We start from the raw sequence: 22,093 nt of genomic DNA, 5'->3' as shown, positions 1-22,093 counted from the left end.
CGGCTGTGAGCCGAGCGGTCGGTCCCTGGCCGGGCCGACCGCTCGGCTCGCGCGCGGCGCCGGTCAGGCCGACCGCTGGTAGGTGGGCAGGAGCGTGTCGCTCGGGACGATCTCCTTGCCGAGCGGCATCAGCGACACCGGGATCAGCTTGAGGTTCGCCCAGCCCATCGGGATGCCGATGATCGAGATGAACAGCGGGATCGCGGTGACAATGTGACCGATCGCGAGCCACCAGCCGGCCACGACCACCCAGATGACGTTGCCCACGAGCGACATCACCTCACCGACCCCGGACTGCTGCTTGTCCACCACGGCCCGGCCGAACGGCCACAGCGAGTAGACGCCGATCCGGAAGGACGCGATGCCGAACGGGATGGTGACGATCAGCAGGCAGCAGATGATGCCCGCCAGCATGTACCCGAGAAACAGGCCGAGGCCCGCGAAGATCAACCAGATGATGTTCAGCAGCGTCCGAAGCATGTGGCGATTCTGCCGCATGCCGCGGCAGTCGCATCACCGGGTATCACCCTGATCCGCCCCTGACGGTGATCTCCCGGGCCGCCGGGGATCACCGGGGTTTCCATACACTCGGGTCTGTGCCGACCTCCCCCATCGCCGACCGTCTCGCCGCTGTCCGTTCCCGCGTCGCCGACGCCGCCCGCGCCGCAGGGCGTGACCCCGGGGACGTCCGCCTCCTGGTCGCGACCAAGACCCAGGAGGCCGGCGCCGTGCTCGCCGCGGTCGACGCCGGCGTCGACCTGATCGGCGAGAACCGCGTCCAGGAACTCGTGGCGAAGGCGCCCGCCCTCGCCGACCGCGTCGCGTCGGGCACGCTCGAGGTGCACATGATCGGACACCTGCAGCGCAACAAGATCAACCAGGTGCTGGCCACGGCGACGGGGGTCGAGACGGTCGACGGGACGACGCTCGCCCACGCCCTGTCGGCACGGTGCGTCCGTGACGGCCGCACGCTGGACGTGATGGTGCAGGTGAACGTGTCGGGCGAGGAGACCAAGTCCGGCGTCGGGCCCGCCGACGCCGCACCGCTCGCCCAGGACGTCGCCGCGCTGCCCGGCCTGCGGCTGACGGGGTTCATGACGATCGGCGCGCGCCTGGACGCCCGCGGCGAGCCCGCCGACGAGGCCACGGTGCGCGGCGGGTTCGCCCGCCTCCGGGACATCCGTGACGAGGTGCTGGCGTCCGGCGCGCCGGGTACCGCCGGCGCCCGGGAGCTGTCGATGGGCATGACGACCGATCTGGAGCTCGCGGTCGCGGAGGGCGCCACGATCGTCCGCGTGGGCACGGCGGTCTTCGGGCCCCGCCGGCCCTGAGCCCGGCCGGCGGGCGCCTAGCGCGCGATCGGCGCCGTCGTGCCGTGCGTCAAGGCCAGCAGGTCCTCCGGTGCCAGGCCGACGTCGAGGCCGCGGCGGCCGCCGGACACGTAGACGACGTCGAACACCTCGGCGGACTCGTCGAGGACCGTGACGTGTCGCTGTTTCTGACCGAGCGGCGAGATGCCGCCCGCCACGTAGCCCGTCGCCCGCTCCGCCCGCGCCACCTCGGCCATCGCGGCCTTCTTGCCGCCGACCGCTCGGGCCAGCGCCTTGAGGTCCAGCTTGCGGTCCACGGGCACGATGCCGACGGTGAGCGCGCCGTCGACGTCGGCCAGGAGCGTCTTGAACACCTGCCCGGGCGGCAGGCCGAGCGCGTCGGCCGCTTCGGCGCCGAAGTCGTCCCGTGACCCGTCGTGCTCGTAGGCCCGCAGGACATGGTCCACGCCCGCCTTCTCCAGCACGGCGACCGCCGGCGTCCCGCCGCTCGCCGCGGCCCGCTTCTTCTTCACCACGGGCGCCATTGTCACCGACCCGCAGGGACGTGTCCCCCGGATCCGGCGCGACGGCGGTCGCGTTGCCCGGGCGTACAGTTGTCGGGTGCTCGCTCTCCTCGTCCTGGCCATCCTGGTGGGCGGGTCCCTCCAACGCGTGACGGGCATGGGGTTCGGGCTGGTCGCGGGACCGTTCATCGTGCTGCTGGTCGGCCCGCTGCAGGGCGTCCTGCTGGTCAACGTGGTGGGTGCCGTGATGGCCCTGCTGATCATCGGCCGCGTGCTGCGCGGGGTGGACTGGCGGCGCTACGCGTGGCTCGCCGCCGCCTCGGTCGCCGTGAGCGTGCCGGCGGCCCTGCTGCTGCGCGGCGCCAGTTCCGCGGCCCTGGAGGTCGGCATCGGGGTGCTCGTCGTCGGGGCGATGACGCTGGCCCTGGTCACGTCCCGGCTCCGCGGCGAGCGGCGCCGGTTCGCCGCACGCGATCCGCGCCCGCTCCTCGTGACCGGCGTCGCGTCCGGGTTCGGCAGTGTCGCCGCGGGGATCGGCGGACCGCCGCTCGCGGTGTACGCGGTCCTGGACCGGTGGGACCCGAGGTCCTTCGCCGCCACGGCGCAGCCCTTCTTCATGACCAACGCGCTCGCCGCGATGACGGCCAAGCTCGTGTTCGCCGACGCGTCCTTTCCCGCGTTCGCGCTCTGGGAGTGGCTGGTGATCGCCGTCGCCCTGGTCGGCAGCATCGGTCTGGGTGAGCTCCTGGCCCCGCACCTCTCCCGCGAGGCCACCCGGCGCGTCCTGATCGTCCTGGCGTACGCGGGCGGCGTCGCCACGCTCGCGAGAGGCCTCGTGCACCTGCTGGCCTGACCTCGGCGGGCCGGGACCGCGGGCCCGCGAGCTGCCTGGACGCCGTGAGGCCTCTCACGATGTGGGACACACCACTGAACCGGATCACCGGTGCCCGGTATTGTCGGAGCGATCCCATTTCCTCAAGGAGAGGATGCTCCCATGCCCGTCGTCGCCCCCGCGAGCCCCACGCTGCGGCCCGCGACCGCGTCAGACGTCCCGGCCCTGGTCGAGCTCAACAACGCCGCCATCCCGGCGGTCCCGGTCACCCCCGCGGACGAGATGCGAGACCTCCTCGACATCTCCTCCCTGGCGCTGGTCGCCACCGATCCCGCGGACTCCGATCCCCTCGGGTTCCTGCTGGCGCTGGACCCTGGCTCCGAGTACTCGTCGGAGAACTACGACTGGTTCGAGAACCGCGGCCTGGACCACCTGTACGTGGACCGCATCGTGCTCGGTGAGCGCGCCCGGAACCGCGGCATCGGCCGCCGGCTGTACGACGCCGTGTTCGACGCCGCGCGCGAGGCCGAGCGCGACGTCGTCACGTGCGAGATCAACCTCGACCCGCCGAACCCGGGGTCGATGCGCTTCCACGGCCGCCTCGGCTTCGAGCAGACCGGCGAGCAGCTCACCAAGGGCGGTGAGGTCCTGGTCGCCAAGATGGCGGCCCAGGTCCCCGAACGGGTCTGACGGCTCGGCCGGGCGCGCCGGACACCGCTCAGCGCAGACGGTCGAGCGCGGCGCGCACCCCGCGGACGCCGGGCGCCGCGAGAGCGGCCCGGGCGGCCGCCTCGTCGACGCCGACCAGCAGGGTCACGAGCGCCACCCGCAGGTCTCCCCCGACGTCGCGCAGCGCCTTCTCGCAGGCCTCGGTCGGATGCCCGGTCGCCTGTTCCAGCAGGCGCACGAGCCGCCCGCGCAGCTTCTCGTTGGTGGCGACGACCTCGACCATGAAGTTCGAGTAGGTCTTGCCCAGACGCACCATCACGGCGGTCGAGATCGTGTTCAGCACCAGCTTCTGCGCGGTGCCGGCCTTCATCCGGGTGGATCCGGTGATCGCCTCGGCCCCGGTGTCGACCAGGATGGGGACGTCGGCCAGCGGAGCGAGCGGGGCCAGGGGGTTGGACGCCAGCAGCACGGTCGACGCGCCGAGTTCACGGGCCGCCTCGAGCGCACCGCGCACGTAGGGCGTGCGGCCGCTGGCGGCGATCCCGACGACGACGTCGTGCGGCGAGGCGCCGTCGAGCAGGGCGCGGCCCGCCTCGGCGTCGTCCTCGGCACCTTCGACGGCGCGGGCGAACGCGCCGGGGCCGCCCGCGATGTGTGCGACGAACATCTCCTCCCCGACGCCGAACGTCGGAAGCAGCTCGGCCGCGTCCATGAACGCCATGCGGCCCGACGTGCCGGACCCGACGTAGTGCACACGCCCGCCGGCGAGGATCGCGTCGACGGCGACGTCGACCGCGGCGACGATCTGCGGGTGCTGGGCGCGGACGGCGTCGACGACGCGCGCGTCCTCGTCCGAGATCATGGCCACGAGCTCTGCCGTGGGAACGATGTCGATGTCGCGTGTGCGGGGGTTGCGCTCCTCGGTCGGCGACGACACCCGCACCGGCGGGACGGATCCCGCCCTCCCGTACCCCGTGTCGGTGATCATCCGTGGTTCTCCTTCCCGACCGGCAGCTCGACCGTACCGGGTGGATCTGGCCACGGCACGCACCATGTCGCTCACGCTGGTCCCTCTCCTGTCATACCCGGCATCGGACCGCGTGAAATGCAGTTACCCGACTTACCACCACTCGCGGAGATTACCTCCACGCCAAGCGGGCGAAAACCATCGCACCCGACCGTTATCAAAACGTGATGATAGACCCGTCACACGGCGACGCCAACGAGGCGCGCCGACGGGTTCACCCCACGCCATTAGCACGCCATGGCATGCCGGATATTTCGCGAGTAATATGCGCGAATTTCCACGACTCTTTACGCAATCTTGGGGGGAAATCATGGCAGAATGGATTGGTGCAGACTGACACAGACGGGGACGGGGCAGCCGTCGGCGACACCGCCGGCTGGATCGTCGCGATGGACGTGGGCGGTAGCGGCTCACGCCTGACCGCCGAGTTCAGGGACGGCGGTCGGCAGAACGAGGGCATCACCATCACCCTCGAGGGCGAGCCGGTCAAGATGCTGTCCGAGGGCAGCAACGCCGCCCAGGTCGTCCGCGGACTGTGCGAGACCTTCCTGTACTGGGTCAAGAACGCGGAGTACCACTTTCAGCAGCCCCCGTACGTCCTCGCCGCCGCCGTCGGAACGACGGGCCTCACCACGGTCGTGCCGAGCGCGGCCGAGATCCACGACATCATGGGCGCGATGCTCCAGACGAACCGGACGGCCGTCGCGGGCGATGCGCTGACCGCCCACATGGGCGCCCTGCGGGGCCGGGCGGGAGCGGTGCTCTCCGTCGGCACGGGTGCGGTCGCCTTCTCGTTCGACCAGAAGGGCCGCTGGCATCGCGCCGACGGCTGGGGCCATCTGCTCGGCGACCTCGGAGCGGGCGTCTGGGTCGGCACCGAGGCGCTGCGCGCGGCCACCGCGGCACACGACGGGCGGACGCGCGGCAGGTCCGAGCGCCTGCTGGAGGTCGCCACCCAGAAGCTCGGCCCGGTCGCGAGCTGGCCCGCCCAGCTGTACATGAGCAACGACCGTGCGGCGAAGCTGGCCTCGTTCGCCCCGGCGGTGATGAGCGCCGCGGCCGCGGGTGACACGACGGCCCACGGAATCCTCGTCGAGGCGGGGCGTCACCTCGCGGCGACGCTCGCCACCGCGCTCACCCCGGACATCCCGCAGCTCGCGTCGATCACCGGACGGCTCGCGCACCGGCCGTCCCCGCTGACCGAGTCGCTGCACGAGAACCTGATGCAGGAGCGCCCGGGCGTGCGGCTCGTGCCGTGCGAGGGCACGCCGCTCGACGGCGCCAAGCTGCTGGCGCGGCGGCTCGCGGTGGATCCGACCAGCGTGGTGGGCTACCGCCCGTGGCTGACGGTGCGCGTCGACGGGCGTCACACCACGGGTGAGCACACGGACACCGGGGCGGATATGTTCAGCTCCATGTCCACCGCGCAGTTCTCCGCGACGGAGCTGCCGAACGTACTGCCCGACACCCCGGGGATCTCTTGACGTACCCGGGCCCGATGACTGGAGATCCCGCCGATGACCGGTGACGTGCTCGTCAAACTCCGCCGCTCGCTTCCGACCCTGCGCCCCGCCGAGGCGCGCGTCGCCGAGACGGTGCTGGAGAACCCGAGCCTGGTCGTCGCCTCCACGATCACCGAGCTCGCCGGCGAGGCCGACACCTCGCAGGCCACGGTCGTGCGCTTCTGCCGCGCGATCGGCTACGCGGGCTACCCGGAGTTCCGGATCGACCTCGCGCAGGCCACCAGCCGGCGCGACCTGGAGCTCGAGCGCTCGGGCATCGCCCAGGGCGAGCTCACGCAGACCGACGGCGTCGACGACGTCGTGAACAAGATCGCGTTCCACGAGGCCCGCACCATCGAGGACACCGCTCGTGACGTGGACCGGGAGGTCCTCGACAAGCTCGCGGAGGCCATCTCCACGGCCCCTCAGCTGGCCGTGTACGGCGTCGGCGCGTCCCACATCGCGGCGCAGGACCTCGCGATCAAGCTGCAGCGCATCGGACGTATCGCCTTCTGCTCGCCCGACGCCGATCTCCAGCAGTCGTCCGCCGCGGTGCTCGACCCGGGCGCCGTCGCGATCGGCATCTCGCACAGCGGCCAGACGCGGGCCACCAACACGGCTCTGGAGCTGGCCCACCGCCGGGGAGCCATCACGGCCGCGATCACGAACTACCCGGACGCGCCGATCGGCAAGGTCGCCGATCTGGTGCTGGCCACCACCGCCCGGGAGACCAAGTTCCGCGCCGGCGCGATGGCGAGCCGCATCGCCCAGCTGACCATCGTGGACTTCCTGTTCGTCCGGGTGGCTCAGCGCAGCTACGACAAGTCGCAGGAGGCCATCCGGCTCACGGCCGACGCGGTCGCGGACCAGCGCATGGAGTTCAACCGCCCGTCGCGCAACGACTGACGGGGCGGGGCGGGGCGCCGGCGTCCCCCGCGGGAGCCGCCGGCGCCCCGGCCCGGTCCCTCACTCCGCCGGGCTGCCCGGCACCGGGTCCGCGGGCGAGACGCCCGCCTTGATCAGGCCGTAGACGTACGCTCCGGTGACCGCCTCCCAGGCCGCCTCGATCACGTTGGGTCCCACGCCGACGGTGGACCACGAGCGTTCGCCGTCCGCGGTCTCGACGAGCACACGCGTGCGCGCGTCGGTGCCCTGGTCGGTGTCGAGGATGCGGACCTTGAAGTCGATCAGCTCGAACCGCCGCAGCTCCGGGTAGACCGACGTCAGGGCCTGGCGCACCGCTCGGTCCAGCGCGTCCACGGGCCCGTTGCCCTCCCCGGTCGCCACGATGCGCCCGCCGCCGACGGTGATCTTCACGGTGGCCTCGGCGAACGCCTCGGCCTCCGGCCCGTACACGTCGGCCGGGGTGTGCCCGTCCGGGACGGTCTCCACGATGGTGCGCCAGGACTGGGTCTCGAAGTAGCGCGGCAGCTCCCCCAGTTCGTCCCGCAGGACGAGTTCGAACGACGCGTCGGCGGCCTCGTAGGTGTAGCCGCGTGCCTCGTCGTGCTTGACCCGGTCGGTCACCCGGGCGAGGACGTCCTTCCGGTCGGACAGGTCGAACCCGAGCTCGCGACCCTTCAGCTCGACCGACGCGCGCCCGGCCATGTCGCTGACCAGCATGCGCATGTCGTTCCCGACGTCCTTCGGATCCATGTGCTGGTACAGGTCGGGGTCCACGCGGATCGCGCTGGCGTGCAGACCGGCCTTGTGCGTGAACGCGCTCTGTCCCACGTACGGCTGCCGGGCGAAGGGCGACAGGTTCGTGATCTCGCTGATCGCGTGGGCGATCCGGGTGGCCTCCCGCAGGCCCGCCTCCGGCACGAGCTCCATGCCGAGCTTGAGCTGCAGGTTCGCGGTCACCGCGACGAGGTCCGCGTTCCCGGTGCGCTCACCGTAGCCGTTGACGGTGCCCTGCACGTGCGTCGCGCCGGCCTCGACGGCGGCCAGCGTGTTCGCGACGGCGCAACCGGAGTCGTTGTGCGCGTGCATGCCGAGCACGGGTCCGGCCGGGCGCCCGTCGTCGTCGACCCGTCCGACGACGGCGGGGCCGCCGACGGCGTCGAGCACCTCGGCGACGATCCCCGACACCCATGTGGGGATCATCCCGCCGTTGGTGTCGCAGAGGCAGACCACCTCGGCCCCGGCCTCGAACGCGGTGCGCGCGGCGGCGAGCGCGTAGCCGGCGTCGTACCGGTAGCCGTCGAAGAAGTGCTCGGCGTCGAGCACGACCCGGCGGCCCTCGCCGGCCAGGAAGGCGACGGTGTCGCGGATCATCGCGAGGTTCTCCTCGCGCGTGGTGCGCAGCGCGCGCTCGACGTGCCGGACGTCGGACTTGGCCACGAGCGTGACGACGGGCGTCTCGGCGTCGAGCAGGGCTCGGACCTGGGGGTCGTCACCGGCGCGCGTGCCGGCCCGGCGCGTCGCGCCGAACGCGGCCAGCACGGCGTGGTGCAGGGTGAGCTCCTTGGCGGCGCGGGCGAAGAAGTCCGTGTCCTTCGGTACGGCACCGGGCCAGCCGCCCTCGATGAAGCCGACCCCGAGCTCGTCCAGCTGGGCCGCGATGGCGAGCTTGTCGGTGACCGACAGGTTCATGCCCTCCTGCTGGGCACCGTCGCGCAGGGTGGTGTCGTAGACGTGGAACGGTGTACGCATGCGTCGGGTCTCTTCCGTGCGAGGAGCCGCGGCCGCACCGGGCCGGGACTGGCGTGCGAGAACGTGCGGAGGAGCTTGTGGCTCTGCGGGCAAAGAAAAAGACCCTCCGGGGTACGGAAGGTCTGCGCGTCCGGCAAGGCGGGGCCGGACGCGCTAACGAATGATGATCGCCGGACGCGGGGTGATGCGCAGGGTCATGCGGGCCATGGTGCCACAGGTCCGGCCGGTGCGGTAGGTGTCCGCCGCGATCCGGTACCCGCCGCCACCCTTGTGCGAATCCGGTCGGCACTTTTGATTGATTCTCGGCATAAGCCGGGCTAGCGTGAAGGCTGCCCGGGGCAGCGCTGCTCCGGTGAGTGACGAACGGGGAGCACCGATGCCTCATATTCACGCCCGCGCGAACACCTCCGCCCGTACCGGCCGCCCGGCCACCGGCCTCTGGCTGGTCGGAGCACGGGGTTCGGTGGCCACGACCGCGGCCCTGGGACTCGCCGCCCTCGCGGGTGGCCACGCCGCACCCACCGGCTGTGTCACCGCGCGCCCCGGCCTCGCGACGGCCCCCATGCCGGACTTCGAGGACCTCGTCATCGGCGGGCACGACCTGTCCGCCTGTCCCCTGCCCAAGCGCGCGGAAGCCCTGGCCGACGCCGGGATGCTGCCCTCGCGTCTGGTCACCCTCACCCGCGACGCCCTCGAGGCCGCCGACGCGGAGGTCCGGCCCGGCCACGACCCCGCCCGTCCCGAGGGCAGCGGCCAGGCCACGGCCGAACGGCTCGCGTCCGACATCGTCGCGTTCCGCGAGCGCCACGGCCTGGACCGCGTGGTCGTGGTGGACGTCGCCTCGACCGAGCCGTTGCCCGACCCCCTGCCGGAGCACGACGACGTCTCCCTGCTCACCGCCGCGCTCGCCGACCCGGACCGCGCGCCGCTGCCGCCGTCGTCGCTGTACGCGTACGCGGCGATCCTCGCGGGAGCGCCGTACGCCGCCTTCACACCGAGCGCGTGCATCGCACTGCCCGCACTGGCCCAGCTGGCCACCGAACGCGGCATCCCGTTCGCGGGCCAGGACGGCAAGACGGGCCAGACCTGGCTGCGCACCGTCCTCGCGCCCGCGATGGCCGCACGAAACCTGCGGGTCCTGTCGTGGTCGGGCACCAACCTGCTGGGCGGCGGGGACGGCGCCACGCTCGCCGACCCCGACGCCGTCGGCTCCAAGCTGAGCAGCAAGTCACGCGGGCTACGGGCCGTCACCGGGGCCGGCACCACGCCGCTGCACATCGACTACGTCCCCGACCTCGGCGACGTGAAGGTCGCGTGGGACCACGTCCACGTCGAGGGGTTCCTCGGCTCCCGCCTGACCCTGCAGACCACGTGGAGCGCGTACGACTCCATGCTCGCCGCCCCCCTCGTCCTCGACCTGGCGCGGCTGCTCGCGCTCGCGCACGCGGCAGGGCTGTCCGGGCCCGTCCCCGAGCTGGGCTTCTTCTTCAAGGACCCGTGGGGATCGGACGTCCACGACGCCGCCGCCCAGGAACGGATGCTGAGCGACTGGGTCCGCAGGACCGCCGCCCGCGTGGACGCCCGATGACGGCCCCGGCCCCGACGGCGTCGTCCCTGGCCGAGCTGGTCCGGCTGCCCGCGGCCCTCACCGTCGTCGGCGACACGCTCGCCGGGCACGCCGCGGGCGGCGGGCCCACCACGGCACGCCGGCTCCTGCTGCCGGCCGCGTCGGCCGGTCTCTACCTGGCGGGCATGGCGCTCAACGACTGGGCGGACCGCGACCTCGACGCCGTGGAGCGCCCCGAGCGGCCGATCCCGTCCGGACGGGTCACCCCGGGGACGGCTCTCGCGACCGGAGCCGCCCTGACCCTGGCGGGTATCACCGCGGCCGGCGCCGCGACCGGGCGCCGCGGCGTCGCCGTCGCGTCCGGCATCGCGGCCGGCGTCTGGGCGTACGACACGGTGCTCAAGCACCATCCCGTGCTCGGCCCGGCCACGATGGCCGCCTGCCGCGGCCTGGACGTGCTGCTGGGCGCCACCACGGGCAGCCTCCGCGCCGCCGTCCCCGCCGCGGCCGGGCTCGCCGCGCACACGGCGGCCGTCACGACGCTCTCCCGCGGCGAGGTCCGGGGCACGACGCCGGCCGTGGCGTCGTCGGTCGCGGGCGCCACGGTCGCGGGTGCGCTCGCTCCCGTGCTCACCGCGAGAGCCGAGCCCCACGGGTCCGCCCGCCGGGCCACCGCGGCCGCCGCCCTCGCCTACGCCGCCACGTGCCTGCCCGGCCAGCTCCGTGCGGCGGCGGACCCGACGGCGAGCGCCGTCCGCGACGCCACCCGCTCCGGCCTCCACGCGATGATCCCCCTCCAGGCGACGTGGGCGGCCCGCGCCGGCCGGCCGGTCACGGCCCTCGTGCTCGGCGGTGTGGCCGCCGCGGGGTACGCCCTGCGGCGTCGTGCACGAGCCCGCGGCCGCCGGCAGGTGAGCATCACATGAGGCCGCCGTTCCTCCTCGGCTACGGCACGAACGGGCTCGCGGACCACCCGCTGCCCGCCGCGCTCGACCTGCTCGACGACGCCGGCTACGACGCCGTCGCGCTCACGCTCGGGTTCCCCCACCTCGACCCGCTGTCGGCGCCCCCCGGCGACGTGGAGGCGGTGGGCACCCGCCTGGCCGCGATGCGGGACGGTGCCGGCGCCGCCGTCGTCGTCGAGACCGGCACCCGCTACCTGCTCGACCCGGCACGCAAGCACCGGCCCACCCTGGTCGACCCGGACGCCGAGGCCCGGATGCGCTACCTGGCGCGGGCCGTCGACGTGGCCGCCGAGCTCGGCGCCACGTGCGTGTCCTTCTTCTCCGGCGTCCTGCCCGCGGGCGACCGGCCCGCCGAGGGCCGCGCCCGGCTGCTCGGCCGGCTCCCGGCCCTGCTGGAGCACGCGGCCGCGCGCGGCGTGGCGCTGGCGCTCGAACCCGAGCCCGGGATGCACGTCGAGACGGTGGAGGACGGGCTCCGGCTGCTCCGCGACCTGGGCGATCCGCCCGGTCTCGGCCTCACGGTCGACGTCGGGCACTGCCTCGTCGTGGAGCCCGGTGGTGTCGACGGAGCCCTGCGCGCCGCCGCGCCCGTGCTGCGCAACGTCCAGCTCGACGACATGCCCCGCACCCACCACGAGCACCGCCCGTTCGGCGAGGGCGATCTCGACCTGCCGGCCACCCTCGCGACACTGGCCGACATCGGCTACCGGGGCGTCGCCGCCGTCGAGCTGCCCCGCCACTCCCACGCCGCACCCGACCTCGTCACCGCGTCGATCACGACCCTGACCAGGGCCTGGAAGGAGGTCACCGCATGACCGACGCGCCAAGAAGCCCCGACGCCGAGCGGGCCGTCCCGACCGTCCGGCCCGGCACCGCCCTGCCCGGCGCGGGCGACCTCGCCCTGGCCACGGACGTCCTCCGCCCGCTCCTGCGCGACCCGGAGTGGCTCGACACCGCACGTACCGCCGTCGCGACCGACCCGGCGACCCTGCCCCGCCTCTTCGCGCTCGCCGGGCGCCGCGCGGGGCGCGGTCCGCTCCATCCCTCCGTCGACCCGACCGGCGTCACGCACGGCACCGTGGACGACGCCGCCCGCGCCGCACTCGTCGTCGCCCGCGCCGACGCCGCCGGACCCGGCGCACCCGGCCTGGCGAACACGCTCACCACGCTCTACCACCAGGGCGACACCGCCGAACGGCGCGGCGTCCTGCGCGCCCTCGACGCGCTCACCGTCCGCGGACCAGCGCCCACCGCCGCAGTCCCCCTCGCCGAGGACGCGCTCCGGGCGAACGACACCAGCCTCGTCGCCGCGGCCGTGGGACCGTTCGGCGGCCGGCACCTGGACGACCACACCTGGCGGCACGCCGTCCTGAAGCTCGTGTTCCTGGGCGTCCCGCTGCAAGCGGTCGCCGGCCTCGACGAACGGGCCGACGCCGAGCTGTCCCGGATGGCCCACGACCTCGCCGCGGAACGCCAGGCCGCGGGACGGGACATCCCACCCGACCTCACCCGGCTGCTGAGAACCACGAAGGAGTGAGCATGCGCATCCTGGACCCGCACATCCACATGACCAGCCGCACCACCGACGACTACGAGGCGATGTACGCCGCCGGGGTACGCGCCGTCGTCGAGCCCGCCTTCTGGCTGGGACAGCCGCGCACCTCGGCCGGCTCGTTCACCGACTACTTCGACTCGCTCGTCGGCTGGGAGAGGTTCCGCGCCGCCCAGTTCGGGATCCGGCACCACGCCGCCATCGCGCTCAACCCCAAGGAGGCGAACGACCCGCGCTGCCGCGAGGTGCTCACGGAGATCCCGCGCTACCTGCTGAAGGACGGCGTGGTGGCGGTCGGCGAGGTCGGCTTCGACTCCATGACGCCCGCCGAGGACGACGTGTTCGCCGCCCAGCTCGAACTGGCCCGTGACGCGGACCTGCCCGTCCTCGTCCACACACCCCACCGCGACAAGCTCGCCGGCACCCGCCGCACCCTCGACGTCGTCCGCGAGTCCGGGCTGCCACCCGAACGCGTGCTCGTCGACCACCTCAACGAGACCACCGTCGCCCTCGTGCACGACGCCGGCATGTGGGCCGGGTTCTCCGTCTACCCCGACACGAAGATGGACGAACGCCGCACCGTGGCACTGCTGCGCGAGTACGGCACCGCACGGATGATCGTGAACTCCGCCGCCGACTGGGGACGCTCCGACCCGCTCAAGACGGCCCGCACCGGCCACGAGATGCTCGCCGCCGGATTCACGGACGACGACGTCGACCAGGTGCTCTGGCGCAACCCGGTGGAGTTCTACGGCCAGTCGGGCAACCTGGTCCTGGACCCCGTACCCGGCTTCGTGGCGGGCGAGCCACCAGCGCCCGGCGTGGAGTTCGAGGGCTCCTCCGTCCTCCGTGGCGTACGGGCGTAAGGGGGCGGCCATGCATCTCTCCTACTGCACCAACGTGCACCCCGCCGAGGACCTGGACGGCATGATCGCCCAGCTCACCGCCTACGCCGGCCCGATCCGCGAGGCGACCGGGCACGACCTGCTCGGGGTCGGCCTCTGGCTGCCCGCACGGGTCGCGCACCAGCTCGACCGATCCACCGACGACGTCGCACGGCTGCGCGGGGCGCTCGCGGACCACGGGCTGGAGGTCCGCACCCTCAACGCGTTCCCGTACGGCGGCTTCCACAGCGAGGTCGTGGGCCGCTCCGTCTACCGCCCGACCTGGGCGGAGCGCGCGCGTCTGCAGTACACGCAGGCGTGTGCGCGCGTACTCGCCGGACTGCTGCCGGACGGCGCGGCCGGGTCGATCTCCACCCTGCCGCTCGCCTGGCGCGCGCCCTGGACACCGGCCGACGACGACGAGTCGACGCGGGCGCTGGCCGACCTGTCGGGGGACCTGCGCGTGCTGGCGGACCGGACGGGTCACGTCGTCCGCCTCGCGGTGGAGCCGGAGCCCGGCTGCGTCCTGGACACCGTGGACGACGTCGTACGCTGGCTCGCCGCCCGGACCGATGCCGGGCTCCCGGCGGAACGGCGGATCGATCCGGAACACGTCGGTGTCTGCCTCGACACGTGCCATCTGGCCGTGTCCTTCGCCGACCCGGCCGGCGCGGTGCGGCAGATCGCGGACGCCGGGCTCCGGGTGGTGAAGGTCCAAGCCTCCGCCGCGCTGCACGTGGAGGCGCCGGGCCAGGCGGTGTCACGTGCCGCCGTCGGGAGGTTCGCGGAGCCGCGGTACCTGCACCAGGTGCGGGAACGGACGTCGTCGGGCACCGTGCTCGCGGCCGACGACCTGGACGAGGCGCTGGGCGCCGCCCGGGGGCGGCCCGGCCTGCCGGGCGAGGGCCCGTGGCGCGTGCACTTCCACGTGCCGCTGCACGCGCGGCCCGAACCGCCGCTGACCTCGACCACCGGCGTGCTGCGCGAGGCGGTCGCCGCGGTGCGCGCGACCCCGCACGGCGACGAGGCGCACCTGGACGTGGAGACGTACACGTGGTCGGTGCTGCCCACCGGCGTCGCTGGCCTCGGCGGGGACGACGACGGCCTCGTGGCGGGCATCGCGGCGGAGCTGCGGTGGGCGCGCGAGAACCTCCTGGAGGATCCCGCGCCGCGGGCGGCACGGACCCGCGAGGAGGACGCCGCATGAGGCCCGTCCTGCTGCTCGACGTCGTCGGGCTGACCGAGCGCGCCCTGGCGCACATGCCGCGGCTCGGACGCCTGGCCCGCGCCGGCTGGTCCTCGCGACTGGCCACGGTGCTCCCCGCGGTGACCTGCTCCGTGCAGTCGACGATGCTGACCGGGCTGGCGCCGCGCGACCACGGCATCGTCGGGAACGGCTGGTACTTCCGCGACCTGGGCGAGGTCCACCTCTGGCGGCAGCACAACCGGCTCGTCGGCGGTGAGAAGCTGTGGGAGACGGCTCGCCGGGCCGAGCCCGGCTATCACGCGGTGAACGTGTGCTGGTGGTACGCGATGGGGATGACCACGCAGGTCACGGTGACGCCCCGGCCGGTGTACCACGCGGACGGCCGCAAGTCCCCGGACGCGTACGTCCGCCCGCCGGCACTGCACGACGAGCTGACGGAGGCGTTCGGCGACTTCCCGTTGTTCCGGTACTGGGGCCCGACCGCGTCGATCGACTCGACCCGGTGGATCGTCGCGGCCACCCGGCACCTGCTGACCACCCGCGCCGCCGACCTCACCATGGCGTACGTGCCGCACCTGGACTACGACCTGCAGCGGTTCGGCCCGCTCTCCCCCGAGGCGGACCGGGCCGCGGCCGACCTCGACGCGGCACTGGCACCGCTCCTCGACCAGGCGGAGGCCGACGGCGTGACCGTGGTCGCGGTCTCGGAGTACGGGATCGGGCCGGTGTCCCGCCCGGTGCACCTGAACCGGCTGCTGCGGCGGGAGGGCCTGCTCGAGGTGTACACCCAGCAGGGCCGTGAACTGCTGGACCCGTGGACCTCGCGCGCGTTCGCCGTCGCGGACCACCAGGTGGCGCACGTGTACGTGGCCGATCCGGCGGACGTGCCGCGGGTGGCCGCGATGCTGCGCGCGGAACCCGGCGTGGACGAGGTCCTGGACCGCGAGGCGCAGGCGGCCTACGGCCTGGACCACGAACGGTCGGGCGAGCTCGTGGTGGTGGCCGAACCGGATTCCTGGTTCACGTACTACTACTGGCTGCGGGACGACCGCGCGCCCGAGTTCGCCCGGGGCGTGGACATCCACCGCAAGCCGGGCTACGACCCGGCCGAGCTGTTCTTCGACCCGGCGGACCGGCTCTCGAAGGCGCGCGCGGGGCTGAACCTGGTGCGCAAGAAGCTCGGCCTGCGGTACGCGATGAGCACCACGCCGCTGGACGCGACGTGGGTGCGGGGCTCCCACGGGCGGCTGCCGGACTCCGCCGCGGACACGCCGCTCGTGCTGTGCTCCGACCCGCGGGTGCCGGGCGTGGTGGCGCGGCAGGTGGACGACGACGCCGGGCTGGTGCCTGCGGCGTCCGTGCGCGACCTGGTGCTCGAACTCCAGGGGGTCGACGTGCGTCCGCTCCGGTGACCGGTCACCGGAGCCCGCCACCGACGACGATGCGCCCGGCCGGACCCACCGGGTCCCGCCGGGCGCACCCGCGTTGCCTTTCCGCCGGCTCAGGCCAGGCGGCGCATCCAGCCGTGCCGGTCCTCGGCGCGCCCGTACTGGATGTCCGTCAGCTCGGCCCGCAGCGCCATCGTCAGCTCACCGGGTTCGCCACCGCCCACCTCCACGTCGAAGTCCGACGACGCCAGCCGGCCGATGGGCGTGACCACGGCCGCCGTGCCGCACGCGAAGAACTCCTTCACCTGGCCCGACTCGAGACCTGACACGAGCTCGCGCGCCGGGATCCGGCGCTCCACGACCTCGTGGCCCCGGTCGCGGGCCAGCTGGATGATCGACCTGCGGGTGATCCCCTCCAGGATGGACCCCAGCTCCGGTGTGTGGATCGTCCCGTCGGCCATCACGAGGAAGACGTTCATGCCGCCGAGTTCCTCCAGGTAGGTGCTCTCGGCCCCGTCGAGGAAGCACACCTGGTCGAAGCCGCGCTGCTGGGCCTCCAGCTGAGGGAGCAGGCTGGCCGCGTAGTTGCCGCCGAACTTCGCGTCGCCCGTCCCCCCGGGCGGGCCGGCCCGGTGGTACTTCTCCGACAGGAAGATCGACACCGGCCGCACCCCGCCCGCGAAGTACGGGCCCACGGGTGAGGCGATGACGAGGTGCTCCACCTCGAGCGCGGGTCGCACACCGAGGAACGACTCGCTGGCGAACATGAACGGACGCAGGTACAGGGACGAGTCCTCACCGCCCGGGACCCACTCGACGTCGGTCCGCACCAGCGCGGCGATCGACGCGAGGAAGTCGTCCTCGCTGAGTTCCGGGAGGGCGAGGCGGTGCGCGCTGCGGGCGTACCGCCGCGCGTTCTGCTCGGGACGGAAGGTCCAGACCGAGCCGTCGGCGTGCTTGTACGCCTTCATGCCCTCGAAGATCTCCTGGGCGTAGTGCAGCACGGCCGTGGCCGGGTCGAGCTGCAACGGGCCGTACGGCTCGACGCGGCGGTCGGTCCAGCCGTCGGCGGCACGCCAGGAGACGCGTGCCATGTGGTCGGTGAAGACCGTGCCGAACTTGGGCTTCGCGAGCAGGGATGTGCGCTCGTCCTCCGTCGTGGGCGCACCGGTGCGCCGCACCTCGAACCGGGCGACGAGGTCTTCGAGCTCGGCGGGGAGGATGTGATGGGACATAGTGGTCATGATCAAAGCCTTTCACCGGATGAGGTCAGTGTTCCATGTCCGGCCGGTGAAGGGGACCTGTCCTGTGGGGATACTCCCCTGCGGCCGGGCGGCGTACCCGGCCGTGGGGATGTGCTACCCCGCGATCCGAGCCGCGATGTCGGCGCCGATCTGCGCCGTGGTGCGTACGGACGACGACGTCGCCCGCTCCGCGATGTCCGCGGCGACCGCCGCCTGGACGACGGCGGCCTCGTCGGCGTGGCCCAGGTGGTCCAGGAGCAGACCGACCGACAGGATCGTCGCGGTCGGGTCGGCCTTGCCGGTCCCCGCGATGTCGGGGGCCGAGCCGTGCACCGGCTCGAACATGCTCGGCGCGGTGCGGTCGGGGTTGATGTTGGCCGACGCCGCGAGCCCGATCCCACCGGTGATGGCCGCCGCCTGGTCCGTGAGGATGTCACCGAACAGGTTGTCGGTGACGATCACGTCGAACCGGCTCGGGTTCGTCGTGAGGAAGATGGTCGCGGCGTCCACGTGCAGGTAGTCGGTCGTGACGTCGGGGAACTCGGCGTTCACGGCCTCGACGGTGCGGCGCCAGAGGTGCCCCGCGTGCACCAGCACGTTGTGCTTGTGCACCAGGGTGAGGTGCTTGCGCTCGCGCTTCGTGGCCCGGGCGAACGCGTCGCGCACCACGCGCTCGACGCCGAAGGCGGTGTTGACGCTGACCTCGGTGGCGATCTCGGCGGGCGTGCCCACGCGCAGCGCACCACCGTTGCCCGTGTACGGGCCCTCGGTACCTTCGCGGACCACGACGAAGTCGACCTCGCCCGGGTCGGCCAGCGGGCTGGTCACGCCCTCGAAGAGCTTGGACGGGCGCAGGTTGACGTAGTGGTCGAGCGTGAAGCGCAGCTTGAGCAGCAGGCCGCGCTCCAGCACGCCGGACGGGACGGTGGGGTCACCGATCGCGCCGAGCAGGATCGCGTCGTGCTGCCTGATCCGCTCGAGGTCCGCGTCGGTGAGGGTCTCCCCCGTGGCGTGCCAGCGACGGGCACCCAGGTCGAACTCGGTGGTCACGACCTTCGTCCCGCTCGGCGCGAGCGCCGCCTCGAGGGCCCGCAGCCCCTGTTCCACGACCTCGGTGCCGATGCCGTCGCCGGCCACCACCGCGAGGTCGATCTGCTGGTCCGTCACGTTCTGCGCCATGCACGGAGCCTAGCGTGAACGACCGCGAAAATGAGACACGGGTCTCATGCTCTGGGACGGGCTCAGCTCCTGGGGTACAGGAGCTCGAAACGCTCGACCACCAGCGGCATGTCGTCCGCGAACTCGCGGCCTTCGGGGAGGTTGCGGCGGAAGTACTTCTCGTGCTCGGTCCGCCAGCTGTCCAGCGTCCGGTCGTCCTCGCCCTCGGCGGCGGCCGTCTCCTCGTCGACCTCGTCGAACGGGACCGTCTCCACGCTGGTGGTGCGGATCAGCGCCCGCGGCTGCCGCTCGCCGTCGAGCAGGATGGACAGCTCGCCGACCTGCGGCACCGGCTCGCCCGCGTCCTCGTACTCCCACGCCGGCGACGTCGTCGCCGTCTTGGTGCCCGCCAGCACCAGGTCCAGCAGCTCGTCGGCGATCTCCGGCTTGTCGCCGAACGACCACGCCGGTGGCGGCACCGTCTCCGACGCCAGCACGCCCGTCACCACGCCTGTCTTGGCCATCCCGGCGTACGGCCGCACCGCCTCCCAGAAGGACTGGACCGCGACGGCGACCTCCTCGTCACCCGGCTCGGCACTCGCGAAGTCCTCGGGGTCGAAGGTCGCGGGGTCGAAGGGCTCGGGGTCGAGGTCGCCGGGGGCGGCGTCGACCGCCTCGACGTCGTCGGCCTCGGCGTCGTCGGGGACGAGCTCCTCCCCGTGAAGGTTCTCGGGGTCCAGGTCCTCCGGCTCGAACTCCTCGGGATCGAGGTCTTCCGGCTCGAACTCCTCGGGGTCGCCCTCGGGCGCCGTGGTGGCCTCGTCGTTCTGCTCGGGTTCACGCGTCTCGTCGCTCACGCCGCCCATCCTGCCGTATCGCGGGAACATTGTGACCCACGCTACGTGTGACCCACCCGACCCGCCCGGGCACACCATGCGTCCACCCCGGAACATACGCTCGGTACCGTGTCCCACTCCTCCACCCGCCGTCGCGATCCCGCGTTCGTCGCCGCGGTCGCGCTCGCCGTCGTCGGCGGAGCCGCGGTCGCCGTGCAGAGCCGCGTCAACGGTACGCTCGCCGAACACGTCGGCAGCGGCTACCTCGCCGCCGTCATCTCGTTCGGCTCCGGCCTGGTGCTGCTGTGCGCCGCCCTCCTCGCCTCCCGCCGCGGCCGGGCGGGCCTGCGCCGGATCGCGGGGGCGCTGCGCGACGGCGGCCTGCGGCCCTGGCACTGTCTCGGGGGCGCGGCGGGCGCGTTCTTCGTGGCCTCGCAGGGGCTCGCCGTCGGGTCGCTCGGCGTCGCCGTGTTCATCGTGGCGTTCGTGACGGGCCAGTCGGTCGGGTCGATCGTCGTGGACCGGCTCGGGATCGGCCCCGGCGGGGTGCGGCTCGTGACACTGCCGCGCGCCATCGGTCCGGCCCTGACCGTGGTCGCCGTCGCGATCGCGATGTCCGGCGGGATCGAGTCGACGTCGGCCCTCGCGCTGGCCGCGCTGCCGCTCCTGGCAGGTGTCGGGGTCGCCTGGCAGCAGGCCATGAACGGCCGCGTCCGAGCGGCCGCCGACGACGTCCTGGCCGCCACCTTCGTCAACTTCGCGGTCGGGACAACCGCACTGCTCGTCGCGCTCGGTCTCTCGGTCCTGTTCGACGGTGCGCCCGACGGCATGCTGCCCGCCGACCCCCTGCTCTACACCGGCGGCGCGATCGGCATCGTGTTCATCGCGCTCGGGGCCGCGGTGGTGCACCGCGTGGGCGTGCTGCTGCTGAGCCTGAGCCTGATCGCGGGGCAGATCGTGGGAGCGCTCGTGCTCGACGTGGCGGCCCCGGACGCCGCTGCGCCGGGGCCGCTCACCTACGCCGGTGCGGCTCTCACGCTGGTGGCGGTGGCGATCCCGCTCCTGTTCGAGCGCCGCCCCGACCGGCGCTGAACGAGAGCGGGCTCGGCCGCCTCCCCACAGCTCAGCGAGCCGCCGAGCCCTCCACGTAGTCCGTGTCGGACGGCTTGATCCATGCGAACATCTTGCGCAGCTCGCGGCCGGTCTCCTCGATCGGGTGCTGCTCGCCCTTGGCGCGCAGCTCCTTGAACTCCGGCGCGCCGGCGTCCTGGTCGGCGATGAACCGCTCGGCGAACTTCCCGTTCTGGATGTCGGCGAGCACCGCCTTCATGTTCTCCTTGACCTCGGGCGAGATGACGCGCGGGCCGGACACGTAGTCGCCGTACTCGGCCGTGTCGGAGACGCTCCAGCGCTGCTTGGCGATACCGCCCTCGACCATGAGGTCGACGATCAGCTTGAGCTCGTGCAGCACCTCGAAGTACGCGATCTCCGGCTGGTAGCCGGCCTCGGTCAGCGTCTCGAAGCCGTACTGCACCAGCTGCGACGCGCCACCGCAGAGGACGGACTGCTCGCCGAACAGGTCGGTCTCGGTCTCCTCGGTGAAGGTCGTCCTGATCCCCGCGGCGCGCAGGCCGCCGATCGCCTTCGCGTAGGAGAGCGCCGTCTCCCACGCCGTCCCGGACGCGTCCTGCTCGACGGCGACCAGCACGGGGACACCCCGGCCGTCGGCGTACTCGCGGCGCACCAGGTGCCCCGGGCCCTTGGGCGCGACCATGAACACGTCGTGGTCGGCCTCGGGCTTGATGTAGCCGAACCGGATGTTGAAGCCGTGGCCGAACACGAGGGCCGCGCCTTCCTTGAGGTTCGGGGCGATCTCGTCGGCGTACACGAGGCGCTGCACCTGGTCCGGGGCCAGGATGACGACCACGTCGGCGTCGCGCACGGCGTCGGCCACGCTCGCCACCTTCAGGCCCTGGTCCTCGGCCTTGGCGCGGGAGGCGGACCCCTCGCGCAGGCCCACGGTGACGTCCACACCGGAGTCACGCAGGTTCAGCGAGTGCGCGTGACCCTGACTGCCGTAGCCGATCACCGCCACCTTCTTCTGCTGGATGACCGACAGGTCGGCGTCGTCGTCGTAGAACAGCTCAGCCACGGTTCTTGCTCCTTGATCGATGTGGATTGGGTCGACGTTACGGTGAATGGTTGGCAGCGTAAGCCCGCCGCTCCGTCCGGAGCGGCGGGGTCTCACGCGGACCGCACCACGCGCTCCAGCGCGCGGTCGGTGATGGATCGCGGGCCCCGCCCGATCGCGAGGGTCCCCGACTTGACGATCTCGCGGACACCGAAGGGCTCGAGCGCGGTGAGCAGGGCGTTCAGCTTGGCTCCCGTCCCGGTCGCCTCGATCACCACGGCATCGGGCGTCACGTCGACGACATGCGCCCGGAACAGTTCGACCACCTCGAGAACCCCGGACCGCGCGGCGGCGTCGGCCCGGACCTTGACGAGCAGCAGCTCGCGCTGGACGGACGACTCGGGATCGAGCTCCACGATCTTGATGACCTGCACCAGCTTGTTGAGCTGCTTGGTGACCTGTTCCAGGGGGTGGTCCTCCACGTCGACCACCACGGTGATGCGGGAGATCTCCTCGTGCTCCGTCGGCCCGACGGCGAGGGAGTGGATGTTGAACGCGCGGCGTGCGAACAGACCGGCCACGCGGGTCAGCACGCCGGGCTCGTTCTCCACCAGGACGGAAAGGGTGTGACGGCTCATGATT

The 22,093-nt window shown here is 73.0% G+C and carries 22 protein-coding genes; 13 read left to right on the top strand and 9 right to left on the bottom strand.

Annotated elements, in window-relative coordinates:
* Nucleotides 1–63: 63 nt before the first annotated feature.
* A complete protein-coding gene (locus J0911_RS00595; protein WP_207273460.1) occupies nucleotides 64–480 on the bottom strand; it encodes a YccF domain-containing protein in 417 nt (138 codons plus the stop codon).
* 116 nt (nucleotides 481–596) lie between these two features.
* On the opposite strand from J0911_RS00595, the gene J0911_RS00590 reads away from it, so the two are divergent.
* Nucleotides 597–1,331, top strand: coding sequence for a YggS family pyridoxal phosphate-dependent enzyme (locus J0911_RS00590; RefSeq protein WP_207273459.1), 735 nt, complete (start codon nucleotides 597–599; stop codon nucleotides 1,329–1,331).
* A 17-nt stretch (nucleotides 1,332–1,348) separates the two neighbouring features.
* Here J0911_RS00590 and ybaK read toward each other — a convergent pair whose 3' ends face one another.
* Nucleotides 1,349–1,855 (bottom strand): Cys-tRNA(Pro) deacylase, encoded by a 507-nt coding sequence (ybaK, locus tag J0911_RS00585; RefSeq protein ID WP_207273458.1) that lies wholly within the window; start codon nucleotides 1,853–1,855, stop codon nucleotides 1,349–1,351.
* Nucleotides 1,856–1,931: 76 nt separating this feature from the next.
* On the opposite strand from ybaK, the gene J0911_RS00580 reads away from it, so the two are divergent.
* Nucleotides 1,932–2,687: a sulfite exporter TauE/SafE family protein gene (locus J0911_RS00580; RefSeq protein WP_207273457.1), complete on the top strand. Its 756-nt coding sequence runs from the start codon at nucleotides 1,932–1,934 to the stop codon at nucleotides 2,685–2,687.
* A gap of 141 nt (nucleotides 2,688–2,828) precedes the next feature.
* Nucleotides 2,829–3,356, top strand: coding sequence for a GNAT family N-acetyltransferase (locus J0911_RS00575; protein ID WP_207273456.1), 528 nt, complete (start codon nucleotides 2,829–2,831; stop codon nucleotides 3,354–3,356).
* 28 nt (nucleotides 3,357–3,384) lie between these two features.
* Here the strand turns inward: J0911_RS00575 and J0911_RS00570 are convergent, their stop codons facing one another.
* On the bottom strand, nucleotides 3,385–4,323 hold the full coding sequence (locus J0911_RS00570) for an N-acetylmuramic acid 6-phosphate etherase (protein ID WP_207273455.1): 939 nt from the start codon (nucleotides 4,321–4,323) through the stop codon (nucleotides 3,385–3,387).
* Nucleotides 4,324–4,688: 365 nt separating this feature from the next.
* Between J0911_RS00570 and J0911_RS00565 the strand changes: the two genes are divergently transcribed.
* Nucleotides 4,689–5,846, top strand: coding sequence for an N-acetylglucosamine kinase (locus J0911_RS00565; protein WP_207273454.1), 1,158 nt, complete (start codon nucleotides 4,689–4,691; stop codon nucleotides 5,844–5,846).
* A gap of 33 nt (nucleotides 5,847–5,879) precedes the next feature.
* On the top strand, nucleotides 5,880–6,770 hold the full coding sequence (locus J0911_RS00560; protein WP_207273453.1) for a MurR/RpiR family transcriptional regulator: 891 nt from the start codon (nucleotides 5,880–5,882) through the stop codon (nucleotides 6,768–6,770).
* Nucleotides 6,771–6,830: 60 nt separating this feature from the next.
* Here the strand turns inward: J0911_RS00560 and cimA are convergent, their stop codons facing one another.
* Nucleotides 6,831–8,519, bottom strand: coding sequence for a citramalate synthase (cimA, locus tag J0911_RS00555; RefSeq protein WP_207273452.1), 1,689 nt, complete (start codon nucleotides 8,517–8,519; stop codon nucleotides 6,831–6,833).
* 376 nt (nucleotides 8,520–8,895) lie between these two features.
* Between cimA and J0911_RS00550 the strand changes: the two genes are divergently transcribed.
* From J0911_RS00550 to J0911_RS00520, 7 genes are read left to right on the top strand one after another with little or no spacing between them, the layout of a single operon-like run.
* Nucleotides 8,896–10,107 (top strand): inositol-3-phosphate synthase, encoded by a 1,212-nt coding sequence (locus tag J0911_RS00550; RefSeq protein WP_207273451.1) that lies wholly within the window; start codon nucleotides 8,896–8,898, stop codon nucleotides 10,105–10,107.
* Nucleotides 10,104–11,012, top strand: a complete 909-nt coding sequence (locus J0911_RS00545) for an SCO3242 family prenyltransferase (RefSeq protein WP_207273450.1) — start codon at nucleotides 10,104–10,106, stop codon at nucleotides 11,010–11,012. The genes J0911_RS00550 and J0911_RS00545 overlap by 4 nt, the downstream gene beginning before the upstream one ends.
* Complete coding sequence (locus J0911_RS00540) at nucleotides 11,009–11,866, top strand: sugar phosphate isomerase/epimerase family protein (protein WP_207273449.1); 858 nt, start codon at nucleotides 11,009–11,011, stop codon at nucleotides 11,864–11,866. Before J0911_RS00545 ends, J0911_RS00540 begins: the two co-directional genes overlap by 4 nt.
* Nucleotides 11,863–12,588 carry an EboA domain-containing protein gene (locus J0911_RS00535; RefSeq protein WP_207273448.1) on the top strand — a complete coding sequence of 242 codons (726 nt, stop codon included), beginning with the start codon at nucleotides 11,863–11,865 and terminating at the stop codon, nucleotides 12,586–12,588. Before J0911_RS00540 ends, J0911_RS00535 begins: the two co-directional genes overlap by 4 nt.
* 2 nt (nucleotides 12,589–12,590) lie before the next feature.
* A complete protein-coding gene (locus J0911_RS00530) occupies nucleotides 12,591–13,469 on the top strand; it encodes a TatD family hydrolase (RefSeq protein WP_207273447.1) in 879 nt (292 codons plus the stop codon).
* A gap of 10 nt (nucleotides 13,470–13,479) precedes the next feature.
* Entirely contained in the window at nucleotides 13,480–14,694 is a 1,215-nt protein-coding gene (eboE, locus tag J0911_RS00525) for a metabolite traffic protein EboE (RefSeq protein WP_207273446.1), read from the top strand.
* Nucleotides 14,691–16,106, top strand: a complete 1,416-nt coding sequence (locus J0911_RS00520; RefSeq protein ID WP_207273445.1) for an alkaline phosphatase family protein — start codon at nucleotides 14,691–14,693, stop codon at nucleotides 16,104–16,106. Before eboE ends, J0911_RS00520 begins: the two co-directional genes overlap by 4 nt.
* An 89-nt stretch (nucleotides 16,107–16,195) precedes the next feature.
* Here the strand turns inward: J0911_RS00520 and J0911_RS00515 are convergent, their stop codons facing one another.
* From J0911_RS00515 to J0911_RS20940, 3 genes are all read right to left on the bottom strand, one after another.
* Nucleotides 16,196–17,326, bottom strand: a complete 1,131-nt coding sequence (locus J0911_RS00515; RefSeq protein ID WP_242636085.1) for a branched-chain amino acid aminotransferase — start codon at nucleotides 17,324–17,326, stop codon at nucleotides 16,196–16,198.
* A gap of 114 nt (nucleotides 17,327–17,440) precedes the next feature.
* The gene (locus J0911_RS00510) at nucleotides 17,441–18,505 is read right to left on the bottom strand and encodes a 3-isopropylmalate dehydrogenase (RefSeq protein WP_207273444.1); all 1,065 of its coding nucleotides are present in this window, start codon (nucleotides 18,503–18,505) and stop codon (nucleotides 17,441–17,443) included.
* A gap of 62 nt (nucleotides 18,506–18,567) precedes the next feature.
* On the bottom strand, nucleotides 18,568–19,341 hold the full coding sequence (locus J0911_RS20940) for an ASCH domain-containing protein (protein ID WP_307864845.1): 774 nt from the start codon (nucleotides 19,339–19,341) through the stop codon (nucleotides 18,568–18,570).
* 108 nt (nucleotides 19,342–19,449) lie between these two features.
* Between J0911_RS20940 and J0911_RS20935 the strand changes: the two genes are divergently transcribed.
* Nucleotides 19,450–20,412: a DMT family transporter gene (locus J0911_RS20935; protein ID WP_207273443.1), complete on the top strand. Its 963-nt coding sequence runs from the start codon at nucleotides 19,450–19,452 to the stop codon at nucleotides 20,410–20,412.
* 31 nt (nucleotides 20,413–20,443) lie between these two features.
* Here the strand turns inward: J0911_RS20935 and ilvC are convergent, their stop codons facing one another.
* Entirely contained in the window at nucleotides 20,444–21,472 is a 1,029-nt protein-coding gene (gene ilvC, locus J0911_RS00495; protein WP_207273442.1) for a ketol-acid reductoisomerase, read from the bottom strand.
* A 92-nt stretch (nucleotides 21,473–21,564) separates the two neighbouring features.
* On the bottom strand, nucleotides 21,565–22,089 hold the full coding sequence (ilvN, locus tag J0911_RS00490; RefSeq protein ID WP_207273441.1) for an acetolactate synthase small subunit: 525 nt from the start codon (nucleotides 22,087–22,089) through the stop codon (nucleotides 21,565–21,567).
* Nucleotides 22,090–22,093 lie beyond the last annotated feature (4 nt).

Source organism: Myceligenerans salitolerans (assembly GCF_017349295.1).
GTDB classification, from domain to species: domain Bacteria; phylum Actinomycetota; class Actinomycetes; order Actinomycetales; family Cellulomonadaceae; genus Myceligenerans; species Myceligenerans salitolerans.
Note: the sequence above shows the minus strand (reverse complement) of the source record. Positions and strands in the feature narration are given on the sequence as shown.